This window comes from Streptomyces sp. NBC_00443, assembly GCF_036014175.1.
In the GTDB taxonomy this organism is placed as follows: Bacteria; Actinomycetota; Actinomycetes; order Streptomycetales; family Streptomycetaceae; genus Streptomyces.
In genome coordinates this window covers 3096981-3121591 of the sequence record NZ_CP107917.1, presented here as the reverse complement: position 1 = coordinate 3121591, position 24611 = coordinate 3096981, and the positions used below count along the sequence as shown (strand labels likewise).

The 24611-nt window shown below is 70.5% G+C and carries 24 protein-coding genes and 2 tRNA genes; 15 read left to right on the top strand and 11 right to left on the bottom strand.

Translation table 11 applies throughout. The features are described from left to right. Positions 1-122: 122 nt before the first annotated feature. The 4 genes from OHO27_RS13725 to OHO27_RS13710 all read left to right on the top strand — a co-directional run bounded on the left by OHO27_RS13725 (position 123) and on the right by OHO27_RS13710 (position 3313). Positions 123-1241: an SDR family oxidoreductase gene (locus OHO27_RS13725; RefSeq protein ID WP_328423660.1), complete on the top strand. Its 1119-nt coding sequence runs from the start codon at positions 123-125 to the stop codon at positions 1239-1241. An 88-nt stretch (positions 1242-1329) separates the two neighbouring features. Beyond that, a complete protein-coding gene (locus OHO27_RS13720) occupies positions 1330-1788 on the top strand; it encodes a molybdenum cofactor biosynthesis protein MoaE (protein ID WP_328423658.1) in 459 nt (152 codons plus the stop codon). A gap of 197 nt (positions 1789-1985) precedes the next feature. After that, complete coding sequence (locus OHO27_RS13715; RefSeq protein WP_328423656.1) at positions 1986-2153, top strand: hypothetical protein; 168 nt, start codon at positions 1986-1988, stop codon at positions 2151-2153. 62 nt (positions 2154-2215) lie between these two features. Continuing rightward, on the top strand, positions 2216-3313 hold the full coding sequence (locus OHO27_RS13710) for a YlbL family protein (protein WP_328423654.1): 1098 nt from the start codon (positions 2216-2218) through the stop codon (positions 3311-3313). Positions 3314-3483: 170 nt separating this feature from the next. Here OHO27_RS13710 and OHO27_RS13705 read toward each other — a convergent pair whose 3' ends face one another. After that, on the bottom strand, positions 3484-4026 hold the full coding sequence (locus OHO27_RS13705; RefSeq protein WP_328423652.1) for a PPA1309 family protein: 543 nt from the start codon (positions 4024-4026) through the stop codon (positions 3484-3486). Between the two features lie 164 nt (positions 4027-4190). On the opposite strand from OHO27_RS13705, the gene OHO27_RS13700 reads away from it, so the two are divergent. The 4 genes from OHO27_RS13700 to OHO27_RS13685 all read left to right on the top strand — a co-directional run bounded on the left by OHO27_RS13700 (position 4191) and on the right by OHO27_RS13685 (position 9778). After that, on the top strand, positions 4191-7139 hold the full coding sequence (locus OHO27_RS13700; protein ID WP_328430426.1) for a UPF0182 family membrane protein: 2949 nt from the start codon (positions 4191-4193) through the stop codon (positions 7137-7139). Positions 7140-7196: 57 nt separating this feature from the next. Further along, positions 7197-7270, top strand: a tRNA-Met gene (locus OHO27_RS13695). A gap of 228 nt (positions 7271-7498) precedes the next feature. Next, entirely contained in the window at positions 7499-9439 is a 1941-nt protein-coding gene (locus tag OHO27_RS13690) for a tetratricopeptide repeat protein (RefSeq protein ID WP_328423650.1), read from the top strand. 265 nt (positions 9440-9704) lie between these two features. Next, a tRNA-Met gene (locus OHO27_RS13685) sits at positions 9705-9778 on the top strand. A 59-nt stretch (positions 9779-9837) separates the two neighbouring features. On the opposite strand, the gene OHO27_RS13680 is transcribed toward OHO27_RS13685, so the two are convergent. From OHO27_RS13680 to hisN, 6 genes are all read right to left on the bottom strand, one after another. Next, positions 9838-10950 (bottom strand): ABC transporter substrate-binding protein, encoded by a 1113-nt coding sequence (locus OHO27_RS13680; protein ID WP_443059542.1) that lies wholly within the window; start codon positions 10948-10950, stop codon positions 9838-9840. 32 nt (positions 10951-10982) lie between these two features. Beyond that, positions 10983-11846 (bottom strand): ABC transporter permease, encoded by an 864-nt coding sequence (locus tag OHO27_RS13675; RefSeq protein WP_328423646.1) that lies wholly within the window; start codon positions 11844-11846, stop codon positions 10983-10985. Next, positions 11843-12610, bottom strand: coding sequence for an ABC transporter ATP-binding protein (locus OHO27_RS13670; protein ID WP_328423644.1), 768 nt, complete (start codon positions 12608-12610; stop codon positions 11843-11845). The genes OHO27_RS13675 and OHO27_RS13670 overlap by 4 nt, the downstream gene beginning before the upstream one ends. Before the next feature lie 141 nt (positions 12611-12751). After that, entirely contained in the window at positions 12752-13168 is a 417-nt protein-coding gene (locus OHO27_RS13665; RefSeq protein ID WP_328423642.1) for a Fur family transcriptional regulator, read from the bottom strand. Positions 13169-13303: 135 nt separating this feature from the next. Then, on the bottom strand, positions 13304-13696 hold the full coding sequence (locus OHO27_RS13660) for a CBS domain-containing protein (RefSeq protein ID WP_328423640.1): 393 nt from the start codon (positions 13694-13696) through the stop codon (positions 13304-13306). 112 nt (positions 13697-13808) lie between these two features. Beyond that, on the bottom strand, positions 13809-14609 hold the full coding sequence (hisN, locus tag OHO27_RS13655) for a histidinol-phosphatase (protein ID WP_328423638.1): 801 nt from the start codon (positions 14607-14609) through the stop codon (positions 13809-13811). 192 nt (positions 14610-14801) lie between these two features. Between hisN and OHO27_RS13650 the strand changes: the two genes are divergently transcribed. Next, a complete protein-coding gene (locus OHO27_RS13650; RefSeq protein WP_328430425.1) occupies positions 14802-15410 on the top strand; it encodes a TetR/AcrR family transcriptional regulator in 609 nt (202 codons plus the stop codon). 19 nt (positions 15411-15429) lie between these two features. Here OHO27_RS13650 and OHO27_RS13645 read toward each other — a convergent pair whose 3' ends face one another. From OHO27_RS13645 to OHO27_RS13630, 4 genes are all read right to left on the bottom strand, one after another. Beyond that, positions 15430-15753 carry a DMT family transporter gene (locus OHO27_RS13645; protein WP_328423636.1) on the bottom strand — a complete coding sequence of 108 codons (324 nt, stop codon included), beginning with the start codon at positions 15751-15753 and terminating at the stop codon, positions 15430-15432. Positions 15754-15907: 154 nt separating this feature from the next. Further along, the gene (gene rsgA / locus OHO27_RS13640; RefSeq protein WP_328423634.1) at positions 15908-16918 is read right to left on the bottom strand and encodes a ribosome small subunit-dependent GTPase A; all 1011 of its coding nucleotides are present in this window, start codon (positions 16916-16918) and stop codon (positions 15908-15910) included. A gap of 11 nt (positions 16919-16929) precedes the next feature. Then, positions 16930-18249 carry a 3-phosphoshikimate 1-carboxyvinyltransferase gene (gene aroA, locus OHO27_RS13635; protein WP_328423632.1) on the bottom strand — a complete coding sequence of 440 codons (1320 nt, stop codon included), beginning with the start codon at positions 18247-18249 and terminating at the stop codon, positions 16930-16932. Positions 18250-18369: 120 nt separating this feature from the next. After that, entirely contained in the window at positions 18370-19092 is a 723-nt protein-coding gene (locus OHO27_RS13630) for a M50 family metallopeptidase (RefSeq protein WP_328423630.1), read from the bottom strand. Positions 19093-19162: 70 nt separating this feature from the next. Here OHO27_RS13630 and OHO27_RS13625 point away from each other — a divergent pair, with 70 nt between their 5' ends. From OHO27_RS13625 to OHO27_RS13600, 6 genes are all read left to right on the top strand, one after another. Beyond that, positions 19163-19978: an SOS response-associated peptidase gene (locus OHO27_RS13625; RefSeq protein WP_328423628.1), complete on the top strand. Its 816-nt coding sequence runs from the start codon at positions 19163-19165 to the stop codon at positions 19976-19978. Positions 19979-20012: 34 nt separating this feature from the next. Then, the gene (locus OHO27_RS13620) at positions 20013-20642 is read left to right on the top strand and encodes an alpha/beta hydrolase family protein (RefSeq protein ID WP_328430424.1); all 630 of its coding nucleotides are present in this window, start codon (positions 20013-20015) and stop codon (positions 20640-20642) included. A gap of 257 nt (positions 20643-20899) precedes the next feature. Next, positions 20900-21595 (top strand): RNA polymerase sigma factor SigR, encoded by a 696-nt coding sequence (gene sigR / locus OHO27_RS13615; protein WP_328423626.1) that lies wholly within the window; start codon positions 20900-20902, stop codon positions 21593-21595. Then, entirely contained in the window at positions 21592-21894 is a 303-nt protein-coding gene (gene rsrA / locus OHO27_RS13610) for a mycothiol system anti-sigma-R factor (protein WP_328423624.1), read from the top strand. Before sigR ends, rsrA begins: the two co-directional genes overlap by 4 nt. Positions 21895-22001: 107 nt before the next feature. Beyond that, positions 22002-23291, top strand: a complete 1290-nt coding sequence (locus OHO27_RS13605; RefSeq protein WP_328423622.1) for an HD-GYP domain-containing protein — start codon at positions 22002-22004, stop codon at positions 23289-23291. Further along, positions 23288-24529 carry an HD domain-containing protein gene (locus OHO27_RS13600; RefSeq protein WP_328423620.1) on the top strand — a complete coding sequence of 414 codons (1242 nt, stop codon included), beginning with the start codon at positions 23288-23290 and terminating at the stop codon, positions 24527-24529. Before OHO27_RS13605 ends, OHO27_RS13600 begins: the two co-directional genes overlap by 4 nt. The last annotated feature ends 82 nt before the right edge of the window (positions 24530-24611 follow it).

Genomic DNA, 24611 nt, shown 5'->3' with positions numbered 1-24611 from the left:
AGACACCGCGAGCCGTTCGGGCCTCGGTGCTTCGCCGACTCTTGGCCTGCGGCAGGATGGATGCCACCTGGTACGTACGCGTCACTCGCGTCCGTACTGAAGACAACCGCTGGAGACGCCCGGTGAGTTCCCCTGATCCGCAGGTTCGCGCAGCGCGAAACCAGTCAACCCCTCCCGCGCGCGGCGTGCGCGGCCCCGTCGTCGCGGTGACCGGTGCCGCGTCCGGCATCGGTGCCCTGCTCACCGAGCGGCTGGTCGCGTCGGACGAGGTCAAGCAGGTCATCGCCATCGACGAGCGGCGCGGCGAGTGCGCGGCGGCGCAGTGGCACATCCTGGACGTGCGGGACCCGGCGATCGCGGACAAGCTGCGGGGCGCCGACGTGGTCGTACACCTGGCGCTCGACCTGGATCTGGAGACGGATTCCGCCGCCCGGACGGCATACAACGTTCGGGGGACGCAGACCGTTCTGACGGCCGCGGCGGCGGCCGGGATCCACCGGGTCGTGCTGTGCACCTCCGCGATGGTCTACGGGGCGCTGCCGGAGAACGAGCTCCCGCTGTCCGAGGACGCCGAGCTGCGGGCGACGGCGGAGGCCACCGGGGTCGGGGATCTGCTGGAGATCGAGCGCCTCGCGCGAAGGGCACCGCGGGCCCACCCCGGACTCAATGTCACCGTTGTCCGGCCCGCGGTACTCGTGGGCGGCACGGACACCGCACTGACCAGGTACTTCGAGTCACCGCGGCTGCTCGTCGTCGCCGGTTCCCGGCCCGCCTGGCAGTTCTGCCACGTCGAGGATCTGTGCAGTGCCCTGGAGTACGCCGTCCTGGAGAAGGTCGACGGGGAACTCGCCGTCGGCTGTGACGGCTGGCTGGAGCAGGAGGAGGTCGAGGAACTCAGCGGGATCCGCCGTATGGAGCTGCCGTCGGCGGTCGCGCTCGGTGCGGCGGCCCGGCTGCACCGGATCGGACTGACGCCCTCCCCGGCCGGCGACCTGGCGTACACGATGTACCCCTGGGTCGTGAGCGGGAGCCGGCTCCACGACGCCGGGTGGCGGCCGCAGTGGACCAACGAGGAAGTGCTCGCGGAGCTGCTGGAGGAGGTCTCCGGCAGGCACACGGTGGCCGGGCGGCGGCTCGGACGCAAGGACGCCACGGCGGCCGGCGCCGCAGGAGCGACGGTGGCCCTGCTGGGCGCGGCGGCGGTGGTGCGCAGGGCACGGAAGGCCCGGCGGCGGATCTGAGGTCCGTACGACCCTCCAAACCTCCACGCGCGTGTGCCGGGCGAATCGGCAATTCCCCGGTGCCGGTGACCTGGTGCACGATGGAGGCATGGCACCCACCCATGATCACCCCGGTGAGCAGGCCGCGCAGGACCCCATCAAGCTGCTCGCCATCCGCGATACGCCGCTCTCCGTGGACGAGGTCTTCCGGCTCGTCGGGGACGACGCGGCCGGCGGCATCGCGCTCTTCGCCGGGACCGTGCGCAACCACGACGGGGGCGCCGATGTCGGCGAGCTCGGGTACTCCTGCCACCCGAGCGCCGAGGCCGAGATGCGGCGCGTCGCCGAGAAGGTCGTCGCCGAGTATCCGGTGCGGGCGCTCGCGGCCGTGCACCGGGTCGGGGACCTCAGGGTCGGAGACCTCGCCGTCGTCGTCGCCGTCTCCTGTCCGCATCGCGGAGAAGCCTTCGAGGCGTGCCGGAAGCTGATCGACGACCTCAAGCACGAGGTGCCGATCTGGAAGCACCAGAAGTTCTCCGACGGCACCGAAGAGTGGGTCGGCGCGTAGCGCCGTCGTTGAGGGGTGGTGGCCGGGCGCCGGGTGGGCGGGTCGACGCCTGCTGACCCGTCCCCGTCCCGGTCCGGCGGAACCCGTCCACCCCACTCCGGTTGCGTAACCGCACCCCTGACGTGAGCGTTGTCAGTGCCAGTGGTTAATCTGCTGATCAGTCAGTTGCGGTCGCTCATTGGGGATGGGAGGACAGCATGGCGGCACTCGCCTGGTTGCTGATTCCGCTCGCGGCTGCGATCGGCGCCGGCCTGTGGGGCAGTTGGGCCAACCGGACCCGCAAGGCACGGGGCGACGGGCCCGAGCTCGACGGGTATGCCCGGTTCCGCGAGGCCATGGAGAAGAGGTCCTCCTCCCGCACCTGATCGCGGGGGCGGGTTTGCCGCCCTGACGGGGCACTGACAGGCGTGTCACGTACTGTCGGGGCATGCCACGCCGCACCGCGACGATGCTCGCCTCCACCCTGATGCTGATCGCGCTCCTGTGCGCGGGAGTCTTCATCCCCGTGCCGTACGCGGAGATGTCGCCCGGGCCGACGGTGAACACCCTCGGCGATCATGACGGCGAGCCGGTGCTGCAGGTCAACGGTCGCAAGACCTACCCGACGACCGGACACCTCAACATGACCACCGTCCGGGTCACCAGCGCCGACTACAGGATGAACCTCGTGGAGGCGGTCTACGGGTGGCTGGCCCATGACAACAAGGTCGTGCCCCACGACACCCTCTACCCGGACGGCAAGACCGAGGAGCAGTCCACCCAGGAGAACGCCGAGGAGTTCAGCCAGTCCCAGGAGAGCGCCAAGGTCGCCGCCCTGAAGGCACTGGACATCCCGGTGAAGAGCTGGGTGATCGTCTCGACCGTGGTCAAGGGGACGCCTGCCGAGGGCAAGCTGCACGCCGGTGACGTCATCAAGTCCGTCGACGGTACGACGGTGAAGGAGCCCGCGAACGTCGCCGAGCTGGTGACCAAGCACAAGCCGGGCCAGGACGTCGTCTTCACGATCGTGCCGGCCAAGGAGCAGGTCGCCGCCGAGAAGGAGCGCCGGACGCCGACGAAGACCGAGAAGATCACGATCAGGACCGCCGAGTCCGACGACAGCGGCGAGAAGCGCGCCGTCGTCGGGATCTCCGCCGGGACCGACCACACCTTCCCGTTCACCGTCGACATCAAGCTCGCCGACGTCGGCGGCCCCAGCGCGGGCCTGATGTTCGCGCTCGGGCTCTACGACAAGCTCACCCCGGGCAGCCTGACCGGCGGCAAGTTCGTCGCCGGCACCGGCACCATCGACGACGCCGGCAAGGTCGGCCCCATCGGCGGCATCGAGATGAAGACCGTCGGCGCGCGCGAGAAGGGCGCCCAGTACTTCCTCACGCCGGCCGACAACTGTGCGACGGCCGCCAGGGACGTCCCGGGCGGGCTCACCCTGGTCAAGGTCGGCACCATCGACGACGCCCTCGGCGCCCTGAAGGACATCCGCTCCGGCGACACGGCCGACCTGCCGAAGTGCACGACCAAGGACTGAGCGACGAACCTCGAGTACGGCAGTGGGGGCGCCCTTCCCTTCCCGGGGCGCCCCCACTGCCGTACAGGTTCACTGCCGTACAAGTCCGCTGCCGTGCAAGCCCTCGCCGACGTACGTGATGTCGACGTACGAGATCCCGCCGCCGTACAGGACCGCCGTACCGGAGGACTTCAGTCCGCGAACGTCGCCGCCAGGGCCTCCGCGAGTCCCGGCACCAGGTCCGGGCCGGTGAGGACCTCCGTCGGGGTGTCCTTCTCGCGCAGGCGCAGGGCCGATTCGCGGGCGCCGTCGCGCAGCACCGCGACCGTCATGCGGACCTCCTGGCGCTCGGGGTGTTCAGCAACCCAATTCGCGAGCTTGGCCTCGCTCAGGCCCTGCGGGACCTGGGTCTCGGCGGACGGGGGCAACATGAGACGCTCGACCGTGAGCGCGCAGCCGGCCACCGCGTCGGGCCAGGCGATCGTGGCGAGGAACTCATCGAGCGCCTTGCCCGTTTCAATTTCGTCCTGCTCGATCGGGGTCAGGCCGGAGGACTCCTGCTCGTCCCCCAGGCCGAGCTGGGCGGCGAGGCCGGGTTCCTGGGCCCGCAGCCGTGCGGTGTCTACGAGGGCGAAGAGGCGGGCGGGCTGGTCCCAGCCGAGGCCGGAGGCGTACTCGTCGATCTCGAGAACGGCCCGGGTCAGCGGGCTCGCCGCCATGGGAGTGTTGGACATGGTCACAATCCTGCCTCGTTCCCGGCCGGAATCGGGAACTGAGTAAAGCGTGAGTAAGTTGCATAGGTGTGGGCCCGCGATCACGGCGGGCCACGGAGGGTCCACGAAGACGCGGGCCTGACGGATCAACAGCGAACCTCGGGGTGCGAACCTTGGCTTTCCAGATGCCGGACCGCGGCGGAGGCCCGACCGGGCCACGGATCAGAGTGGGCCGCCCGTCCCGGCGTGTCCGGACGCTGCTCATGACATTGGGCGTCCTCGCCGTCCTCAGCATGGCCTTCACCATGTTCGCGGGCTTCTGGACGGACTGGCTCTGGTACCGGTCGGTGAACTACTCGTCGGTGTTCACGACCACACTGTGGACGAAGATCGGACTCTTCTTCGTCTTCGGTCTGTTGATGGCCCTCGCGGTCGGGTTCAACATCTGGCTGGCACACCGGCTGCGTCCGCCGCTGAGCGCCATGTCGATGGAGCAGCAGAGCCTCGACCGCTACCGCATGGGCATCGCGCCCTACAAGAAGTGGCTGCTGCTGGCGATCACCGCGCTGGTCGGCCTGATCGCCGGCGCCTCCGCCTCCAGCCAGTGGCGGACCTGGCTGATGTGGGTCAATGGCGTGCCCTTCGGGGAGAAGGACCCGCAGTTCCACCTCGACGTCGGCTTCTACGCCTTCGACCTGCCCTGGTACCGGTTCCTGCTCGGCTTCGGCTTCGCCGCCGCGATCCTCTCCGTGATCGCCGCCGCGCTCACCCACTACCTGTACGGCGGGCTGCGCATCACCAGCCCGGGCGCGCGTGCCACGGCCGCGGCCACCGGCCATCTGTCGGTCCTCATCGGCATCTTCGTCGCCCTGAAGGCCGTCGCGTACTGGCTCGACCGGTACGGGCTCGCGGTGAAGTCCAGTGACTTCAAGGCGACCGACAACTGGACCGGCCTCAGGTACGTCGACGCCAACGCCTATCTGCCGGCCAAGACGATCCTGTTCTGCATCGCCGTCATCTGCGCGCTGCTGTTCTTCGCCACGCTGTGGCGGCGCACCTGGCAGCTGCCCGTCATCGGCTTCGGCCTGATGGTGCTCTCGGCGATCCTCATCGGCGGCCTGTACCCGGCGATCGTCCAGAAGTTCCAGGTCCAGCCCAACGAGCAGGCCAAGGAAGCGCCGTACGTCGAGAAGAACCTCAAGGCGACGCGCGACGCGTACGGCATCGACGGCACCAAGGTCACCGAGTACCCGGGTACGAGCAAGACCGAGGACAAGACCAAGCTGCGCGACGACGTCGACGCCACGGCGAGCATCCGCATCCTGGACCCGAACATCGTCTCGCCCACGTTCCAGCAGCTCCAGCAGATCAGGAACTACTACGCGTTCCCGACCAACCTGGACGTCGACCGGTACGCCAAGGACGGCAAGGACCAGGACACGGTCATCGGTCTGCGCGAGATCAATCTCAACGGCATCCCGAAGCGCAACTGGATCAACGACCACTTCCGTTACACCCACGGCTATGGCGTGGTCGCCGCCGAGGGCACCAACGCCGACTCCCAGGGCCGACCGGACTTCACCGAGTCCGACCTGCCGTCCAAGGGTGACCTCGGGACGTACGAGCAGCGGGTCTACTACGGCGAGAAGACCACCATGTACTCGATCGTCGGCGGTCCCCAGAAGGAGATCGACTACTCCGACGACAGCGGTGAGAAGACCTACAGCTACAAGGCCGACAGCGGGGTCAGTCTCTCCAACCCGGTCAACCGGGCCGCGTACGCGGTGGCGTTCGGAGAGCCGCAGATCCTGTACTCCGGTGCGATCGGCGACGGTTCGCGCATCCTGTACAACCGCACGCCCAAGGAGCGCGTCGAGGCGGTCGCCCCGTGGCTGACCATCGACGGTGACGCCTATCCGGCGGTTGTGGACGGCCGTATCCAGTGGATCGTCGACGCGTACACGACGACGAACGGCTACCCGTACTCCTCGCGTACGACGCTCGGTGACACGACGGCCGACTCGCTGACGGCGAGCAACAACCAGCGTGCGGTGGTGGCCCAGCAGAACCAGGTCAACTACATCCGCAACTCGGTGAAGGCGACGGTCGACGCCTACACCGGCGAGGTCAAGCTCTTCCAGTGGGACACCAAGGACCCGGTCCTGAAGACCTGGATGAAGGCGTTCCCGGACACGGTGAAGCCGAAGAGCGAGATCTCGAAGCCGCTGATGGACCATCTGCGCTACCCGCAGGACCTGTTCAAGGTCCAGCGCGAGCTGCTCACCCGCTACCACGTGAAGGACGCCACGACGTTCCTCAGCGGCAGCGAGGTCTGGCAGGTGCCGGACGACCCGACCAACAAGTCGGGCAGCGCGGTGCCGCCGTACTACCTGAGCATGAAGATGCCCGACCAGAAGGCACAGGCGTTCTCGCTGACGACGACCTTGACGCCGAACGGCCGGGACAACCTCAGTGCCTTCATGGCGGTCGACGCCGAGGCGGGCACCAGTGACTACGGCAAGATCAGAATTCTGAAACTGCCGACCAACACCACGGTCAACGGGCCCAGTCAGGTCCAGAGCCAGTTCAACTCCGAGCAGAACATCGCCGAGACGATCAGGCTGCTGAGAGGCGGCGACTCGGAAGTCGAGTACGGCAACCTGCTGGCGGTCCCGCTCGACGGCGGACTGCTCTATGTGGAGCCGGTCTATGTGCGCGGTGGCGGACTCAAGTACCCGCTGCTGCGGAAGGTGTTGGTGTCCTACGGCGGCACCACCGCCTTCGAGGACACGCTCGGCGAGGCCCTCAACAAGGTCTTCGGAGCGGAGGGCCCGACCACCGAGCCACCGGACGAGGGTGACGAGCCGGGCGGTACGACGCCTCCGCCGACGTCCACCAACCCGACGGTCCAGGAGGCGCTGAACGACGCCCAGGATGCCTTCGAGGCCGGCCAGGAAGCTCTCAAGAAGAACGACTGGGAGGCGTACGGCAGGGCGCAGAAGGACCTCGAGGACGCGCTCAAGCGGGCCGAGGACGCACAGGCGCAGGCCGACAGGACCGGCGGTTCCGGCGGGGGCGGCAGTGCGAGCCCGAGTTCCAGTCCGAAGCCGAGCAGTAGTCCCAGCGGCACTTAGGGACGACGGCTGAGCGAATAGCCCACCTCGCGCCGTGATAGGGTTGCAGAACAACGGCGCGGGGTGGAGCAGCTCGGTAGCTCGCTGGGCTCATAACCCAGAGGTCGCAGGTTCAAATCCTGTCCCCGCTACTGAAGTCGGCGACTATTTCGTACGACCGCGAAGGCCCGGATCCTCCAGAGGATCCGGGCCTTCGTCGTGTGCGAACGCATGTGCCGCACGGTTGGATGGCCGCGCCGCCTCGGGGAGTTGGGGGAACTGTGTTTGACTTGTCTCTCTGTGGGCATGTCGACAAAACGCTGAAGTGACCTCACTGGCTGCGGTATACCAGGTGTACCCAGGTTGCAGGTGGTGCGACGATGGACGTTATGGGGGACAAGGCAACTCTGTTGGAGACAGGGCGGTTTGTGCAGCCTGCCGACTTTGTGCAGCCGACGGGCGATTTCGTGCGGTCCACGGACGGTGCCTCGCAGCCGATGGGCGGCCTCTCGCAGCAGGTGAGTGACCTCACACAGACGGACGGCGAGTTCGCGCTCGACCGGCCGGCGGACCAGGACGAGACCGGGGACGCCGCCGAGGAGGCGCGGCAGCGACTTGCCGCCGAGGGCGGGGACGTCGAGGCGATGAGCGTCCTCGGGGCCATGCTGCTGCGCCGCGGTGATCTCGACGGAGCCGAGGCTCATCTGCGTGCCGCCACCGCGGCCGGAGACCGGGCCGCGGCCAACAACCTGGGAGTACTTCTTCACCAGCGCGGGTACGCCGACGAGGCCGCCGGTTGGTGGCGCATCGCCGCCGTCGCCGGGTCGGCCGCGGCCGCGCATGCGCTGGGACGCCATCACCGCGAGCGGGGCGACGAGCCCGCCGCCGAGTACTGGCTGCGGCAGTCCGCCGAACAGGGACACGCGCTGGGCGCCTACGCGCTCGCCGATCTGCTGGAGCACCGCAGCGACGGCGCGGCCGAGCAGTGGATGCGGGCCGCGGCGGAGCGCGGGCACCGGGAGGCGGCGTACCGGCTGGCGCGCGCGCTCGACCGGCAGGCGGTGTGGGCGGGGGAGGACGAACTCGACAACGGTGTCGCGCCGGACGAGTCGCTGGTGGCGGAGGCCGAGCAGTGGTACCGGCAGGCCGCCGCGCGCGGCCACCGCCGGGCCGCCCTGCACCTCGGGGCGATCCTCGAGAAGCGCGGGGAGCTCAAGGAGGCCGGGCGCTGGTATCTGACGTCCGCCAAGGACGGGGAGGCGCGGGCAGCCTGCGCGCTCGGGTTCCTGCTGCGGGACGCGGGGGACACCGAGAGCGCCGCCGTGTGGTGGCTGCGGGCCGCCCAGGACGGCGACGGCAACGCGGCGAACGCGCTGGGCGCGCTGCATGCCGAGCGTGGCCAGACGCAGACCGCCGAGCGGTGGTACCGGGCCGCGATGGACGCGGGCGACGTGAACGGCGCGTACAACCTCGCCCTGCTCTGCGCAGAGCAGGGGCGTACGGCGCAGGCCGAGCAGTGGTACCGGCGTGCGGCGTACGCCGGGCACCGCGAGGCGGCCAATGCGCTGGCGATCCTGCTGCTGCAGGGCGGGGACGCGACGGGCGCCGAGCCGTGGTTCTCCAAGGCCGCGGAGGCCGGGAGCGTGGACGCCGCGTTCAACCTGGGGATCCTGCACGCCGGGCGGGGCGAGGAGCGGGCCGCGCTGCGGTGGTACGAGCGTGCCGCGGCTGCCGGCCACACCGAGGCGGCGCTGCAGGTCGGCATCGCGCGGCTGCGGGACGGGGACGAGCTCGCCGCCGAGCGCCATCTGCGCTGTGCGGCCGGGGGCGGCAGTGCGGAGGCCGCGTACCGCCTGGCGACCGTACTGGACGCTCGGCGCCCGCCGGAGCCTGAGCATGAGCTGGGGGAGCCGGCGCACGAGAAGACCGAGTGCGAGGAGTGGTACGAGCGGGCGGCCTCCCAGGGGCATCGGCGGGCCCAGGTGCGGGTGGGGATGCTCGCCGCGGCCCGGGGCGATGTGGTGGAGGCGGCTCGGTGGTACCGGGCTGCCGCGGAAGCCGGGTCCCGCAACGGTGCCTTCAATCTGGGGCTGCTGCTGGCCCGGGAGGGGAGCGAGCCCGAGGCGGCGGTGTGGTGGACGCGGGCGGCCGACGCCGGGCACGGGCGGTCGGCGTTGCGGCTCGCTCTGGTCTACGCGCGTCGTGGCGAGCTGGCGGAGGGGAAACGGTGGGCAGATCGGGCCGTGACGCTGGGGCCGCGGGAGGTAGCGGAGCGGGCGGGTCGGTTGCGGGACGCTCTGCGGGAGGAGTTGTCTGCGTGACGCTGCGCTGGGCTTGGGCGGCTTGGCTGGAGCGGGGTTCCTTATTGAGAGCCCGGCGTTGGGGCTGCCCCGGGGAGTTTCGCCCCCGCCGCCCCGACCCATCCTGTCCCTGGGGGCTGCCGCCCCCAGACCCCCGCTGTCGGCCTGCGGCCTCGTCCTCAAACGCCGGACGGGCTGAATGCCGGGCCTCCAGCCCTCCGCCGGCAGCCCCTCGACAAGCGATTTGCCTCTGTCCGCATGCTTGACGTAATGTTCAGTTCACCGACGCGGGGTGGAGCAGCTCGGTAGCTCGCTGGGCTCATAACCCAGAGGTCGCAGGTTCAAATCCTGTCCCCGCTACTGAAGGCCAAGGGCCGGGATCCGAAAGGGTCCCGGCCCTTGGTGTATCCCGGGGCGTGTCAGGGTGCGTGGCCCACCGCCTCCTCGTACAGGGCGCGGTTCACCGTCCGGGACTCCGGGAGGGTGTCTCCCTCGGCCACTTCCTGTGCCTTGTACGCCGACTGCAGGCGGGTCGTCGTATCGGCGCGGATTTCCCAGTCCATGCGCAGTGGTGGGGTCGATCGCAGGATGGGCTCGTCCGACTTCAGGATTTTGGCGAGGTATGTGACGAAGGTCGCATCCTGCTTGTAGTCCGACGCGAAGTAGGTGTTCACCGTGCGGATGTAGGCCCGGATCATGGCGACTCCCGCGTCCACGTCGTCCTGCAGCAGCGTGCGGCCGTACAGCATGCCGCCCAGGGGCTCGCCCAGTGGCTGACCGCCCAGGAAGGCGTAGCCCTGGTCGCCGTCGACCTTGCGCCAGACCGGGTCCAGGAGCCAGGCCGAGTCGACGCCGCCGTTCTGCAGGGCCGTGAGGACGTCGGCCGAGCCCAGTTGCTGGTACTGGATGTCGGCGAGGCCGCCGCCGTGCTGCTCCAGGGCCTTCTCCATGGGGTATGCGATGACCGAGCCCTTGCCGATCATCGTGCCCAGCTTGCGGCCTGCCATCGCGACGCGGCGTGCGCTCTCGCCCTCCTTCAAGCGCACCCACAGGCCGCTCTTCGACTTCGGGTCGGGGGAGAAGTTCCCGGCGACCCACTTGATGTCGAAGCCGCCCTTGACGCCGTTCATGACTGCTGCCTCCGGGGCCGCCCACAGGGCGTCGATGTCCCCCTTGGCCAGCAGCGGGAGCGCGTCCGGGGTCGGCAGGACCTTCAGCGTGACGTCCAGGCCCTCCTTCTTGAACTCGCCCTTGTCGAGCGCGACTTGCAGGGGAGCGACGTACTCGGCGCTCAGCGTCCCGGTCGCGATCGTCAGTTTGCGGGGCTCGGGCACGGGCTGTGCGGGAGGGGCGCCAGGCAGGCAGCGGGCCGGGGTTCGGGCCGGGGAGAGGTCCTTCGGGTCCGTCCAGGATTTCTCGCCGCAGCCCTCCACGGGGCGGATGGTGCGTTGTCCGGCGCCCGCGTCCGAGGAGGAGCCCGACTCGTACGGGGACGAGCAGGCCGCCGACGCCAGCAGTGCCGCGGCGGCCATGACAGCGCCGTATCGTTGCGTGGTTCTCCGCTTCATGACTGACCCCTTCCGCGGTCCCTCGGTGCCCAGGGGGTGAGCAGGCGGCCGGCGAAGCGGATCAGTTCGGAGAAGAGAACTCCGAGGATCGCGACGCAGACGATGCCGACGAACATCACGTCGTTCTGGAACAGGGCGCGTGAATCGAAGATCAGATGGCCCAGGCCGTTCGTCGCGGCGATCTGCTCCGACGCGACGATGACCAGGACCGCCACGCCCGCCGCGATACGCGCGCCCACCAGCACGGCGGGGAGGGAGGCGGGCAGCAGGACGTGGCGGAACATCTGCCACCGCGAGGCGCCGAAGACCTGGCCCGCGTCCCGGTGGCCGCTGGGGATGGACATGACGGCGGACATGGTGGAGATCCAGACGAAGAAGAACACCGTGGCCGCGACCAGGGCCACCTGCGGGCCCTCGCCCAGGCCGAACATGTTCAGGAAGATCGGGAGCAGGGCCAGCTTCGGTACGACGTACAGGGCGTCCAGGAGCGGTTCCAGGGCCGCTCGTATCAGAGACAGGGAACCCATCAGCAGGCCCAGGGCGTAGCCCGCCGCCGTGCCGACCGCGTAGCCCGCGAGGACGCGCTTCAGGGTCGCCCATACGTCCGGCCACAGATCGCCGGCCGCCGCCCGGTCCCAGCCGTCGGCGAGGATCGTCGAGGGGGCCGGGTAGACGCGGTCGTCGATCCAGGCCTGGGCCGCGGCCAGTTGCCACAGCAGGAGGAGGAAGAGGGGGACGGCGAGCGCCAGCGACAGCTCCAGTGCGCGCCTGCGGCGGTGGGTGCGGGCGGGGTGCAGTTCCTGCGGGCCAGGGCGACGGACCAGGACCGCCTCGGCGGGCGGCTTCGCGAGTGTCGTCATGCCGGTACCGCCTCCTTGCGCAGCAGGTCCCACAGCTCGCTCTTCAGCGCCGTGAACTCGGGGGTGGCGCGGATGCTGCCGGTGCGCGGGCGTGCGAACGGCGGGCGGTGCTCGGCGATGATCCGGCCCGGGCGGGCCGACATGACCAGGACCCGGTCGCCGAGGACGATCGCCTCCTCCAGGCTGTGGGTGATGAAGAGCGTGGTGGTCCGCAGCGACTGGGTGATGTCCAGGAGTTCGTCCTGGAGGATGGTGCGGAGCTGGGCGTCGAGCGCCGCGAACGGCTCGTCCATCAGCAGCAGTTCGGGCTCCACAGCCAGCGCCCGCGCGATCGCCACGCGTTGGCGCATGCCGCCGGAGAGGGTGGCCGGGTAGGCGGCCGCGAAGTCCGACAGGCCCATGCGGGCCAGCCAGTCGTCGGCACGGGCGTGCGCCTCGCGGCGTGGGAGGCGGTGGATGTCCAGGCCGAAGCGGACGTTCGCGCGGATGGTCTTCCAGTCGTATATGCCGTAGTCCTGGAAGATCATGGCGGCCGGGCGGCTGCTGGACGTACGGATCTCCAGGGTGCCCGTGCTCGGGCGGAGCAGGCCGGCGGCGATGCGCAGCAGCGTCGACTTGCCGCAGCCGGAGGGGCCGACGACACAGACGAACTCGCCGGGGGCGACGGTCAGATCGAGGGGGCCGAGGGCGTCGACGGTGTGGGGGGTTCGGCCGAAGGTGCGTGTCAGGTCGTTCGCTCTGAGTTTGGGGTATGGCTCTCCCACTTCTGTCTCCTCGCGGAGTGCGGAACGGACGTGTGGGTGTCGTTGACCATATGACGGGTCGTCAGATTCTGGAACCCCGCCCGCGGTAGGGCAGCACAAAGCCCCGGCACTGGACGGGTGCCGGGGCTCAGGGGGTGGCCGCTAGGCCTTCGCGCAGTTCGGGCAGAGGCCGCGGTACGTCACCTCGACGTCCGAGACCGTGAAGCCGAAGCGCTCGGAGTCCGGGAGGTCGGCCATCGGGTTGCCCGTCGGGTGGACGTCCCGGATGGAGCCGCACTGGGCGCAGACCAGGTGGTGGTGGGGCCGGTGGGCGTTCGGGTCGTACCGCTTCGCGCGCTTGTCGGTGGAGACCTCGAGCACCTCACCGAGGGTGACCAGCTCGCCCAGCGTGTTGTAGACGGTCGCCCTGGAGATCTCGGGCAGCTTGGCGACGGCCCGGGCGTGCACCTCGTCGGCCGTCAGGTGGACGTGATCGCCGGCGAGCACCTCGGCCACGACACGCCGCTGCGCGGTCATCCGCCATCCGCGTCCGCGCAGCCGTTCCAGAAGGTCACTCATGCAGAACACCTTAACAGCAGGAGGACCAGATTCCGAATGGGTGTGACTTTGGAGCGTAGCTTGATCTGGACAAAGTCTAAGACCGTGGGCGGCCAGTGGGCCGGGCTCCCTGGGGGGTCCGGCCCATCCGGCGCTCTAGGCGGGCACGTGCTGCCGTACGGGTGCCCAGCAGCGGATGATGTCGCGGACCGAGACGATGCCCACGGGTTCTTCGTGGTCCAGGACGATCAGATGCCGGAAGCCGCCGTGCGCCATGGCGCGGGCCGCCTCCTCCAGGGTCCATGACGGGGCCGCGAACACGACGTTGTTGGTGGTGTGGTCGTGGGCGCGCTCGGCGTCCGGGTTCTGCCCGAGGCCGACGGAGTTGAGGATGTCGCGTTCGGTGAGGATGCCGATGCCGCCGGCGTCGGGGTCGTGGACCACGGCCGCGCCGATCCGACGAGCGGACATCAGCGCGGCGGCCTGGCGAAGGGTGTGGGTGGGGCCGATGGTGAGGACCACGGTGCTCATGGCGTCACGTACGAGCATGGATGGAGCCACCTCCTGAAGTGCCCCCGCACCGTTTGTTCATTGTTTCACAAATTCACAAGTGGGGGGACTCTCAGAGTGACAGGTAAAGAGGGGGTCAACAAGGGGGCGCTCAGTAGCGTTCGTTGAGGTAACCGAGGAGCTCGTCGTGCAGCAGGCCGTTCGACGCGGCCGCGTTGCCGCTGTGGGGGCCGGGGCGGCCGTCGAGGCCGGTGAAGGTGCCGCCCGCCTCCGTCACGACGATCGCGGTGGCGGCCATGTCCCACAGGGACAGCTCGGGCTCGGCGCACAGGTCCACCGAGCCCTCGGCGACCATCATGTACGGCCAGAAGTCGCCGTACGCGCGCGTGCGCCACACCTCGCGCGTGAGGTCGAGGAAGCCGTCGAGGCGTCCCTGCTCCTCCCAGCCGCTGAGTGAGGAGTACGCGAACGAGGCGTCCGTCAGCTTCGAGACGCGGGAGACGCGCAGGCGGGAGGCGGAGGACAGACTGCGGCCCGTGAACGCGCCGTGTCCCTTGGCTGCCCACCAGCGGCGGCCGAGGGCGGGGGCGGAGACGAGGCCCACGACCGGCTGGTAGCCGCCTTCCGAGGCCTCGGTCAGGGAGATGAGGGTGGCCCAGACCGGGACGCCGCGTACGTAGTTCTTGGTGCCGTCGATCGGGTCGATCACCCAGCGGCGGGGGCCGGTGCCCTCGATGCCGTACTCCTCTCCGAGGACCGCGTCTCTCGGGCGGGCGCGCTGGAGCTGCCCGCGGATGAGGTCCTCGGCGGCCTTGTCGGCCTCGCTCACCGGGGTCATGTCCGGCTTGGTCTCGACCTTGAGGTCGAGTGCCTTGAAGCGGTCCATGGTCGCGGCGTCGGCGGCGTCCGCGAGGACGTGGGCGAGGCGGAGATCGTCGAGGTAGTCCGGCATGGAACGAACGCTATCTGTCGTGGTCGGGGTGGGGCTACAGGGCCCGTGGATCAAGTTCCCCGGCACCCGGGACCCGACGGGAGCCCGCGCACCCCGACCGACTGGCGCCCCCGCGTGCACTCGCGAACCCTTGACAGTGCCGCTGCGCGCGTCAAATCTGGGCGCAGAGCCGCTCGTCCCAGGGAGGCGATGATGCCTGCAGCGCGGGAATCCCTGCTGGACGCCGCTTACACGGCGCTGGCGCGCAGGCCGTGGTCTGCCGTGCGGATGGTGGACGTGGCCGCCGCGGCCGGCGTGTCCCGGCAGACGCTGTACAACGAGTTCGGGAGCAAGGAAGGCCTGGCCCGCGCACTCGTGAGGCGAGAGGCGGACGGGTACCTCGCCGGCGTCGAGCGCGCCCTCGCCACCGCCGGCGACGCCCGCGACCGGCTCACCGCCACCGCGGAGTGGACCGCCGGACTCGCCCGCGACAACGTCCTCGTCCGCGCCATGCTCACCGGCTGCTGGAGCGACCGGCTGCCCTCGCCGACCCTGTCCGCGGTCCCGTCCTCCTCCGCTGTACCGGCTCAGCGGCGGGCCGACGGGCCGCTCCCGTCACCCGGCGACTTCGTGGGCCTGGTGCGCGACCGGGCCGTGGCGGTCCTGACCGGACCCGGCGTCAACAAGACCGACGCGGCCGACCTCGCCCGCTCCTGCGAACTCGTCGGCAGGCTGGCCCTGTCCTGCGTCGCCGCGCCACCCGGCGAGGGCGGCGTCGCCGACCTCGTACGCAGCGCGCTGCACCGGCAGTTGGCGAACTGACCGCAGCAGGGGATGGGGCTCACTGCGCCGAACCCGACAGCTGCAGGCCGACCACGCCCACGATCACGAGGCTGATCGACACGATCTTCAACGTCGACACGATGTCACCGAGGAAGATCATCCCGTAGATCGCCGTGCCCGCCGCGCCGATCCCCGTCCACACCGCATACGCCGGCCCCACGTCCAGCTTCCTCAATGCCAGCGTCAGCAGCCCGAAACTGCCGAGGGCGAAGATGCAGAACGCGACCGTCGGCCACAGGCGGCTGAAGCCGTGCGACAGCTTCAGGCAGACGGCGAACCCGGTTTCGAGCAGCCCCGCCACGATGACCAGCAGCCACGCCATGTGCTGTCCTCCCGTATCCCCACGTTCTGTGACCGCTTCGTCAGGTTCGTCAGGCTTTGGTCAGGCTTGGATCCGGCTCGGTGCGATTATGCCCTTACCAGCCCTACAGGGAGACAAACAACGCGGAGGTCAGTCGCCTTCCTCCGTCGGCCTCTCAGTCACCTTCCGTGGGTTCGCGCGACGCCAGCAGCCGCCGCAGCGAGTACAGCCGTGCCGGATCGGCGTGCCCCTGCGCCACCCAGTCGTCCAGCGCACAGTCCGGTTCATCATGACTGCACGCACGCGGGCAGCCCTCGGTTCCCGGTTCCAGATCGGGGAACGCGTGGATCACCCGGGACGGGTCGACATGCGCCAGGCCGAAGGAGCGGACGCCGGGGGTGTCGATCACCCAGCCGTCCACCTCCGCCAGCGGCAGCGCCAGCGCGGACGTCGTCGTGTGCCGGCCCCGGCCCGTCACCGCGTTCACAAGACCTGTGGAGCGCCGCCGTTCCTCCGGCACCAGCGCGTTCACCAGGGTCGTCTTGCCGACACCCGAGTGGCCCACGAACGCCGTGACCCTGCCGCCCAGTTGCTCCCGTACGCGGTCCGCCGCACCGCCGTTCTCCAACTCGTCGCGGCTGGTGACCACGTACGGGATGTCCAGGTCGCCGTACAGCTCAAGGAGCTTGGCCGGTGGGGCCAGGTCCGACTTCGTCATCACCAGCAACGGCTCCAGGCCGCCGTCGAACGCCGCCACCAGACAGCGGTCGATCAGCCGCGGCCGCGGCTCGGGGTCGGCGAGGGCGGTGACGATGGCGAGTTGGTCGGCGTTGGCCACGACCACGCGCTCGAAGGGATCGTCGTCGTCGGCCGGCCGTCGCAGCACCGACGTCCGGTCCTCGATCCGCACGATCCGCGCGAGCGTGTCCTTCTTGCCGGACAGATCGCCGACCAGTGCCACCCGGTCGCCGACGACCGCGGCCTTGCGGCCCAGTTCGCGGGCTTTCATGGCCATCACGATCCGGTCGTCCACGAGGACCGTCAGACGGCCCCGGTCGACGGTGAGGACCATGCCCTCGGCGGCGTCCTCGTGCTTGGGGCGGATGTTCGAACGGGGCCGGGTGTTCCGACGGCCGGGACGGGTGCGGATGTCGTCCTCGTCGGTGTGCTTGCCGTAGCGGCGCATGGCGGTGTCCCCTAGGCCCCGAGCATCCCGGTCCACAGTCCGGGGAAGTCCGGGAGGGTCTTCGCCGTCGTCGCCACGTTCTCGATCCGTACGCCCTCGACCGCGAGGCCGATGATCGCGCCGGCCGTCGCCATGCGGTGGTCCTCGTACGTGTGGAAGACCCCGCCGTGCAGACGGCGCGGGCGGATGTGCAGACCGTCGGCGGTCTCGGTGACGTCGCCGCCGAGTTCGTTGATCTCCTTGGTCAGCGCGGCCAGGCGGTCCGTCTCGTGCAGCCGCAGGTGCGCCACGCCGCGCAGTGTGGACGGGGAGTCCGCGAGGGCCGCGACCGCGGCGATGCCCGGCGTGAGCTCGCCGACCTCGCTCAGGTCCACGTCGATGCCGTGGACGGCACCCGAACCGGTGAACACGAGCCCGTACTCGTTGAGTTCACAGGAGCCGCCCATCTCGGTGAAGATCTCGCGCAGCCGGTCACCGGGCTGGGTGGTCCGGGTCGGCCAGTCCGGGACGAGGACCTTGCCGCCGGTCACCAGCGCCGCCGCCAGGAACGGCTGGGCGTTGGACAGATCCGGCTCGATGGTCAGGTCACGGCCGAGCAGGGCGCCCGGCGTGACCCGCCAGACGTTCGGCTCGCCGCCCGACTCCGGGGTGTCGACCTGGGCGCCGACCGCGCGCAGCATGTCGACGGTCATGCGGATGTGCGGCATGGAGGGGAGGGAGGAGCCGGTGTGCCGGAGCTCCACGCCCTGGTTGAATCGCGGGCCGGAGAGCAGGAGCGCCGAGACGAACTGGGACGACGACGAGGCGTCGATCTCCACCGGGCCGCCCTCCAGCGCACCCCCGCCATGGACCGTGAGCGGCAGCGCGCCCCGCCCGTCGTCGTCGATCCGGGCACCGAGGACGCGCAGGGCGTCGATCACGCCGTTCAGGGGACGCTCGTACGACCTGGGGTCGCCGTCGAAGCGGATGGGGCCGTCGGCCAGCGCGGCGACCGGCGGCAGGAAGCGCATCACCGTGCCGGCGTTGCCGACGTCGACCGTGGCCGGGCCCCGCAGGCCCGCGGGGAGCACCCGCCAGGCCTCGCCGGTGCCCTCGGGGCCCACGCCCTCCTCGATACCGACGCCCATCGCCCGCAGCGCGCCGGCCATCAGCAGGGTGTCGCGGGAACGCAGGGGGCGGCGCAGCCAGCCGGGCTCGCTCGCCAGGGCGGCGAGGACGAGGGCGCGGTTGGTGACCGACTTGGACCCCGGCACGTGGACCGTCGCGTCGACGGCTCCGCTTGCGTGCGGGGCGGGCCATAGGGCGGTGTGGGCGGCGGGGTTTTGGGCCATGGGTTCACTTTATAAGGAGGGGGTTGCACAGGCCGTTGTTCGGGTGCGGCGCCGTTGGGGCTGGTCGCGCCATGCGGCGGAGCGCACAGCGGGACGGCCCGCGCCGCTTGAGGCCGGCCGTCACACCCCGAGCAGCCAGCGACCGCCGCCTATCAGCGAGCACAACGACACCGCGTGGAACAGGAACAACCACAACCACGCGGGCACATGCGTCAAGCGCGACAGCTGGTCCGCGTCCGAGTCGCCCGCCCCTCCCCGCGACCTCTTCGCCTGCAGCTCGAACGCCGGCCTCACCCCGCCCACCAGCAGGAACCACACCACCACGTACGCGAACGCCGCCTGTACCTGAGGTCCGGTCAGCCAGGACACCAGGACGAAGGTGCCGCCGGTCACGAACACCGTCAGTGCCCCGTACGCGTTCCGGATCATCACCAGCATCGCCACCAGCAGGGCCGTCGCCACCCACAGCAGGAGGGTGATCCGGCCCGCGCCCAGCAGGGCGGCGCCGCCGAGGCCCAGCAGCGGGGGAGCCGTGTAGCCCGCGGCCGCGGTGAGGATCATGCCGATGCCGTGCGGCTTGCCGCGGCTGACGGTGAGGCCGCTGGTGTCGGAGTGCAGGCGTATGCCGGTCAGCGTCCGGCCGGTCAGCAGCGCGATCAGGCCGTGGCCGCCCTCGTGGGCGATGGTGATGGCGTTGCGTGAGAGACGCCACAGCGGGTGCGGGACGACGACGGCGAGCGCGACCACCAGGGCGGCGACCACCACCCACAGGTCGGGGTCGGGCTGACTACCGGAGACCTCGTCCCAGAGGGAGGCGAGCGAGGCGGATGCGGTGCTGTCCATGTAAGGCGGTGGCTCCCTGTGGGCGAGGGGTGGTGGTCGGGTGACGGGCGGGCCTGGCAGTGTTGCACGTATGTGCGGACGGTATGCGGCTAGTCGTGGGGCCGAGGATCTCGCAGGAATCTTTGAGATCGAGAAGTGGGAGCCCGAGGAGACCCTTGATGCGGATTACAACGTGGCTCCGACGAAAGAAGTTCACGTCGTCCTCGACCGTCCCTTGAAAGACGCGGACGACCCCCGGCCGGTTCGGCAGCTGCGCAAGCTCAAGTGGGGCCTGGTGCCCAGCTGGTCCAAGACCCCCGAGAGCGCCTTCAAGATGATCAACGCCCGCGCGGAGACGGTGCACGAGAAGCCGTCGTACCGGCGGGCCTTCAGCTCCCGGCGCTGCATCATCCCCGCCGACGGCTACTACGAGTGGGTCACCGGCACGCAGGAGCGGGACCTGGAGGTCGAGGGAAAGCGGAAACGCCCGCGCAAGCAGCCGTACTTCGTGCTGCCCGCCGACGGCTCGGTGTTCGCGATGGCCGGGCTGTACGAGTTCTGGCGGGACAGGACGCTGCCGGACGAGCACCCGCTGGCCTGGTGGGTGACCTGCTCCGTGATCACGACGGAGGCGGAGACGACCCCGCTGGCGGTGGCCCCTGCGGAGGGACCGGCCGCGCTGGCCGACATCCACCCCCGGATGCCCCTGATGCTGACGCCGGACCGCTGGGACGCCTGGCTCGACCCGGCCCGCAAGGACCCGGAGGAGCTGCGGACGCTGCTCGACCCGCCGCCCACCGGGCTGATGCGCGCCTACCCCGTCTCCACGCTGGTCAGCAACGTCCGCAACAACGGCCCGGAGCTGCTGAAGGAGCTGGAGGGGCCCGAAGAGGGCACACTCTTCTGATGTGACGACCGATGATGTGACGACCGAGTCCGACGTGACGACCGAGATCATTGGTACGGACGCCGGGGACGCCCGCATCACCTGGCACCCGGCGAGGAAGGCCCGGCTGGTGCTGGCGGTGAGCCACGGGGCCGGCGGCGGCATCGGGGCGCGGGACCTGCAGGCGCTCGCCCAGGTCCTCCCGGCCCACGCAGTGACCGTCGCCCTCGTGGAGCAGCCCTGGCGGGTGGCCGGCAAGAAGGTGGCGCCTGCGCCCAAGACCCTGGACGTCGGCTGGCGGGGCCTGTGGCCCGCGCTCGCCGCGCCCGGGCTGCCCGTGGTCTGCGGTGGGCGCAGCGCCGGTGCACGCGTCGCCTGCCGTACCGCCACGGAGCTGGGCGCCCACGCCGTACTCGCGCTGAGCTTCCCCCTGCACCCGCCGGGCAAGCCCGAGAAGTCCCGCGCCGACGAGCTGCTCGGGGCCGGCGTGCCCACTCTGGTCGTCCAGGGCGGGAACGATCCGTTCGGGAAGCCGGAGGAGTTTCCCGACGGTGACTACGAGCTGGTCGAGGTGCCGTACGGCGATCACGGGTTGGCCGTGCCCAAGCGGGCGCCCCTCGATCAGGACGAGGCCGTGGCGATCGTCACGGACGCGGTAGTGAAGTGGGCCGGGTCACTCGGGTAAAGGCTCGGGAATGTCGGGGCCCCGGCCTCTGTTGTGGCGGACAGCGGTGCTGAACCAGCAGCGCTCACGTCGTAGGAGAGGAAGTCCGCCGCATGGGTTCGACCTTCTGCCCGACCGCCGGCAGCCGAGCTGACCTGGAGTGGACGGTGCTGCATGCGGCCAGGACCGCGCCTATTCGAGGGGCGGCAGGTACGGCAGGTCGTCTATCCTCCGATTCAGGTGGGTCCGGATTCGGCCCTGCCCGGAATCTTGAGGAGGTGGGTCCGGTTCCCGGTACCGACGCAGGGACCGACAACGGCCAGGCGGAGCAGCCCGAGGGCCAGGGCATGAGCGGGGACACGTCCGCGGAGACGACCGCCGAGCGCAGCGCGCGCTTCGAGCGGGACGCGCTCGAATACCTCGACCAGATGTACTCGGCCGCGCTGCGCATGACGCGCAACCCTGCCGACGCCGAGGACCTGGTGCAGGAGACGTACGCCAAGGCGTACGCGTCCTTCCACCAGTTCCGCGAGGGCACCAACCTGAAGGCGTGGCTGTACCGGATCCTCACCAATACCTTCATCAACTCGTACCGCAAGAAGCAGCGCGAACCCCAGCGCTCCGCGGCCGAGGAGATCGAGGACTGGCAGCTCGCCCGCGCCGAGTCGCACATGTCGACGGGCTTGCGCTCCGCGGAGTCGCAGGCGCTCGACCACCTGCCCGACTCGGACGTGAAGGAAGCGCTCCAGGCGATCCCCGAGGAGTTCCGCATCGCCGTGTATCTGGCCGACGTAGAGGGCTTTGCGTACAAGGAGATCGCGGACATCATGGGGACACCCATCGGTACGGTGATGTCCCGGCTGCACCGGGGCCGCCGTCAACTGCGCGGCATGCTCGAGGACTACGCGCGTGAGCGCGGGCTGGTCCCGGCCGGCGCCGGAGAGTCGAACGAAGCGAAAGGCTCGGGCTCATGAGCTGCGGAGAGCCGCACGAGACGGACTGCAGTGAGGTACTCGATCATCTCTACGAGTTCCTCGACAGTGAGATGCCGGACGTCGATCGCGACAAGTTCAAGCAGCACTTCCGGGAGTGCTCGCCGTGCCTCGAGAAGTACGGCCTCGAAGAGGCCGTGAAGAAGCTCGTCAAGCGGTGCTGCGGCCATGACGACGTGCCGACGGACCTGCGCGCCAAGGTCATGGGGCGGATCGACCTGATCCGCTCGGGTCAGGCCGTGCCCGACCACGACGTGACGGCAGCGCCACAGGAATCCTGAACGCACGGCCGTCACTCGAACGTGCTAATCCCGCCGTCATGGACTGCGGACCTCCCCTGCCCGCCCTAGGGTCCCGTGCTTGAAGCGCGTTGCCGGGGAGGGGCGTTATGGAGGCGACACCCACACGGGTACGTGGCTACGTCGTCTGTGTCGCCCTCGGCGCCCTGTTCTGCCTGCACACACTGCCGTTGACACGCACCCCCTGGTGGGCGCCGGCGCTGCTCGCCGCGCTCTATGCCGGGGGCGCGCGGCTGTCCGGCTCGTTCTATCCCGTGCTCCTCGCCGGAGCCTTCCTGCTGCCCCCGTCCGCCGCCGCACTGGTCGCGGTGCCGGGAGCGCTGGTCGCCCCGGTCGCCGGCCGACCGCACCTGCTGCGACGGGTGTGGCGGGCGGCGCAGCTCGTGATCGCGGTGTATGTGGCCGCCCGCGTGCACTGGGCACTGGGCGAGCACGACGCCGTACAGGCGTCCGACTTTCCGTACGCGCTCGCGCCCGCCGGAGCCGCGGTGCTGGCGTTCTGCCTCGTCATTGCGGCTCTCGACGGCGGGATCCGGACGCTCGCCGACCGCGTGCCGGCACGGCGTGCCTGGCGCGGGCTGTTCCTGCGGTCGCTCGCGCCGATCGCCGTCCACGGTCTGGCCGGGCTGATGATGGCCGTGCTGTGGCGCAGCCCGTACGGTCCCGTCGCCGCGTTGCTCGTGCTGCTGCCGATGTGCGTGTCGTGGTGGATGTTCGCGCAGTACCACCGGGAACGCGCGGCTCATCAGGCGACCATCCGGGCGCTCGTCCAGGCCGTCGACATCAAGGACGGCTACACCCGCGGCCACAGCGAGCGCGTCGGACAGGCCTCGATGATGATCGCGCGCGAGCTGGGCATGGCCGACGAACGCGTCGAGGTGCTCCGCTTCGCCGGGATCCTGCACGACGTCGGGAAGCTCGGGGTGCCCACGCGGCTGCTGCGCAAGGACGGGCCGCTCACGCCCGAGGAACGGCGGGTCATCGAACTGCACCCCGAGTACGGACACGAGATGGTCCGCGGGATCTCCTTCCTCGGCGAGGCCCGGGCCGCCGTACTGCATCACCATGAGCGGCTGGACGGCAGCGGGTACCCCTACGGACTGTTGGGCAGTCAGATCCCGGAACCGGCACGGGTGGTGGCGGTCGCGGACGCCTTCGACGCGATGACGTCCAACCGGTCGTACTCGCGGGCCCGGCCGGTGCCCGTCGCGCTGCGGGAGCTGGAGAAGTGCGCGGGTTCGCAGTTCGACCCCCGTATGGTCACCGCCCTCGTCCGGGCCGTGGACCAGCACGGCTGGCATCCCGCCGTGACCGCGGACGAAGCCTCCGGGCGCCCTCCCCGCCCACCGGTCGCCAGTGCGCCGGGGGCACACCGGTGAGCGCCCCCGCACGACCCCTCCTGCTCGGTCTCGTCCACGCCTGCGCCGCCCTTCTCGCCACCGTGTGCCTGCTCACCAGCCTGTGGAGCGGTCTCGACGAACGCGGTACGGCCCTCGCCTTCGGGGTTCTCATCACCCTGGGCGAGCTCACCCGGTGGACGGCGGCGGAGGGCAGGGAGGCCGCACCGCTCGGGGCCGCCGCAGCGCTGTCGTACGCCCTGCTGGGGGCGAACGGCGGTCAGCCGTCCGAGCACGGAGTCGCGCAGGTCCTCAGCGTCGTCCTGGCCGCCTCGCTCTTCGGCAGCGTGCCGCACATCGCGCGCGGCCGGCCCGTGCTCGACCACCTGGCCCGGCGCGTGCTCACCGTCGGCTTCGCCGCCGTCTGCTTCCAACCCCTGTACAACCAGGGCACGTTCCACGGCTGGGGCACCGCCTACGCCCTTGTCCTGCTCGCGATCCTCACCCTCACCTTCCTGTGCGACGCCCTGCTCGCCGCCGCGCTGGCACGCTCGCGCACCCGGTGGCCGTTCGGGCCGCTGCTGCGGGACGAGCTGCGGGCGACCCTCGGGATCGGGTCGGCCGTCTGCGCGACGGGCGCCGTGATGGCGCTCGCCGTCGCCGTCGCCGGGCTGTGGGCGCTGCCCGTCTTCTCGCTCCCGCTGCTGCTCACCCAGATGTCCCTGCGCCGGTACACCGCCGTCCGGGCCACCTACCGGCAGACCATCGCCTCCCTCGCCCGGGCCACCGAGATCGCCGGGTACACACCGGCCGGACACGCCAGGCGCGTCGCCGCGCTCAGCCGCGAGGTGGGGCGGGACCTGGGCCTGTCCGAGGCCGAGCTCACCGTGCTGGAGTACGCCGCCCTCATGCACGACATCGGGCAGCTCAGCCTGGTCGACCCGGTGCCGGCCGGGGCCACCGCGGGGCTGCCTGCCGGGGAACAGCGGCGGATCGCGCTGCTCGGCGGGGCCGTCGTACGGCAGACGGGGGTGAGCCCGCAGGTGGCGATGGTCGTGGAACGGCTCGCCGACCCCTGCCCGGAGCAACCGGTCGCCGCGCGGATCGTGCGGGCGGTGAACGCCTATGAGGAGAAGGCGCGGGACGCCGGGCCGGGCGGGCCGCTGGAGGCGCTGGAGGAACTGCGGCTGGGCACCGCCGGTGACTATGCGCCGGAGGTGGTGGGGTCGCTCGCACGGGTGCTGTCGCGAGACTGTCTTACACCCCCTGTGGCTGGGTAACCCATGGGTAATGAGCGCCCTTCCAGCCGTACGTGGTTGGATGCGAATGAGAGTGTGTCCGGGGGCGAGCACTAGCCAGCCC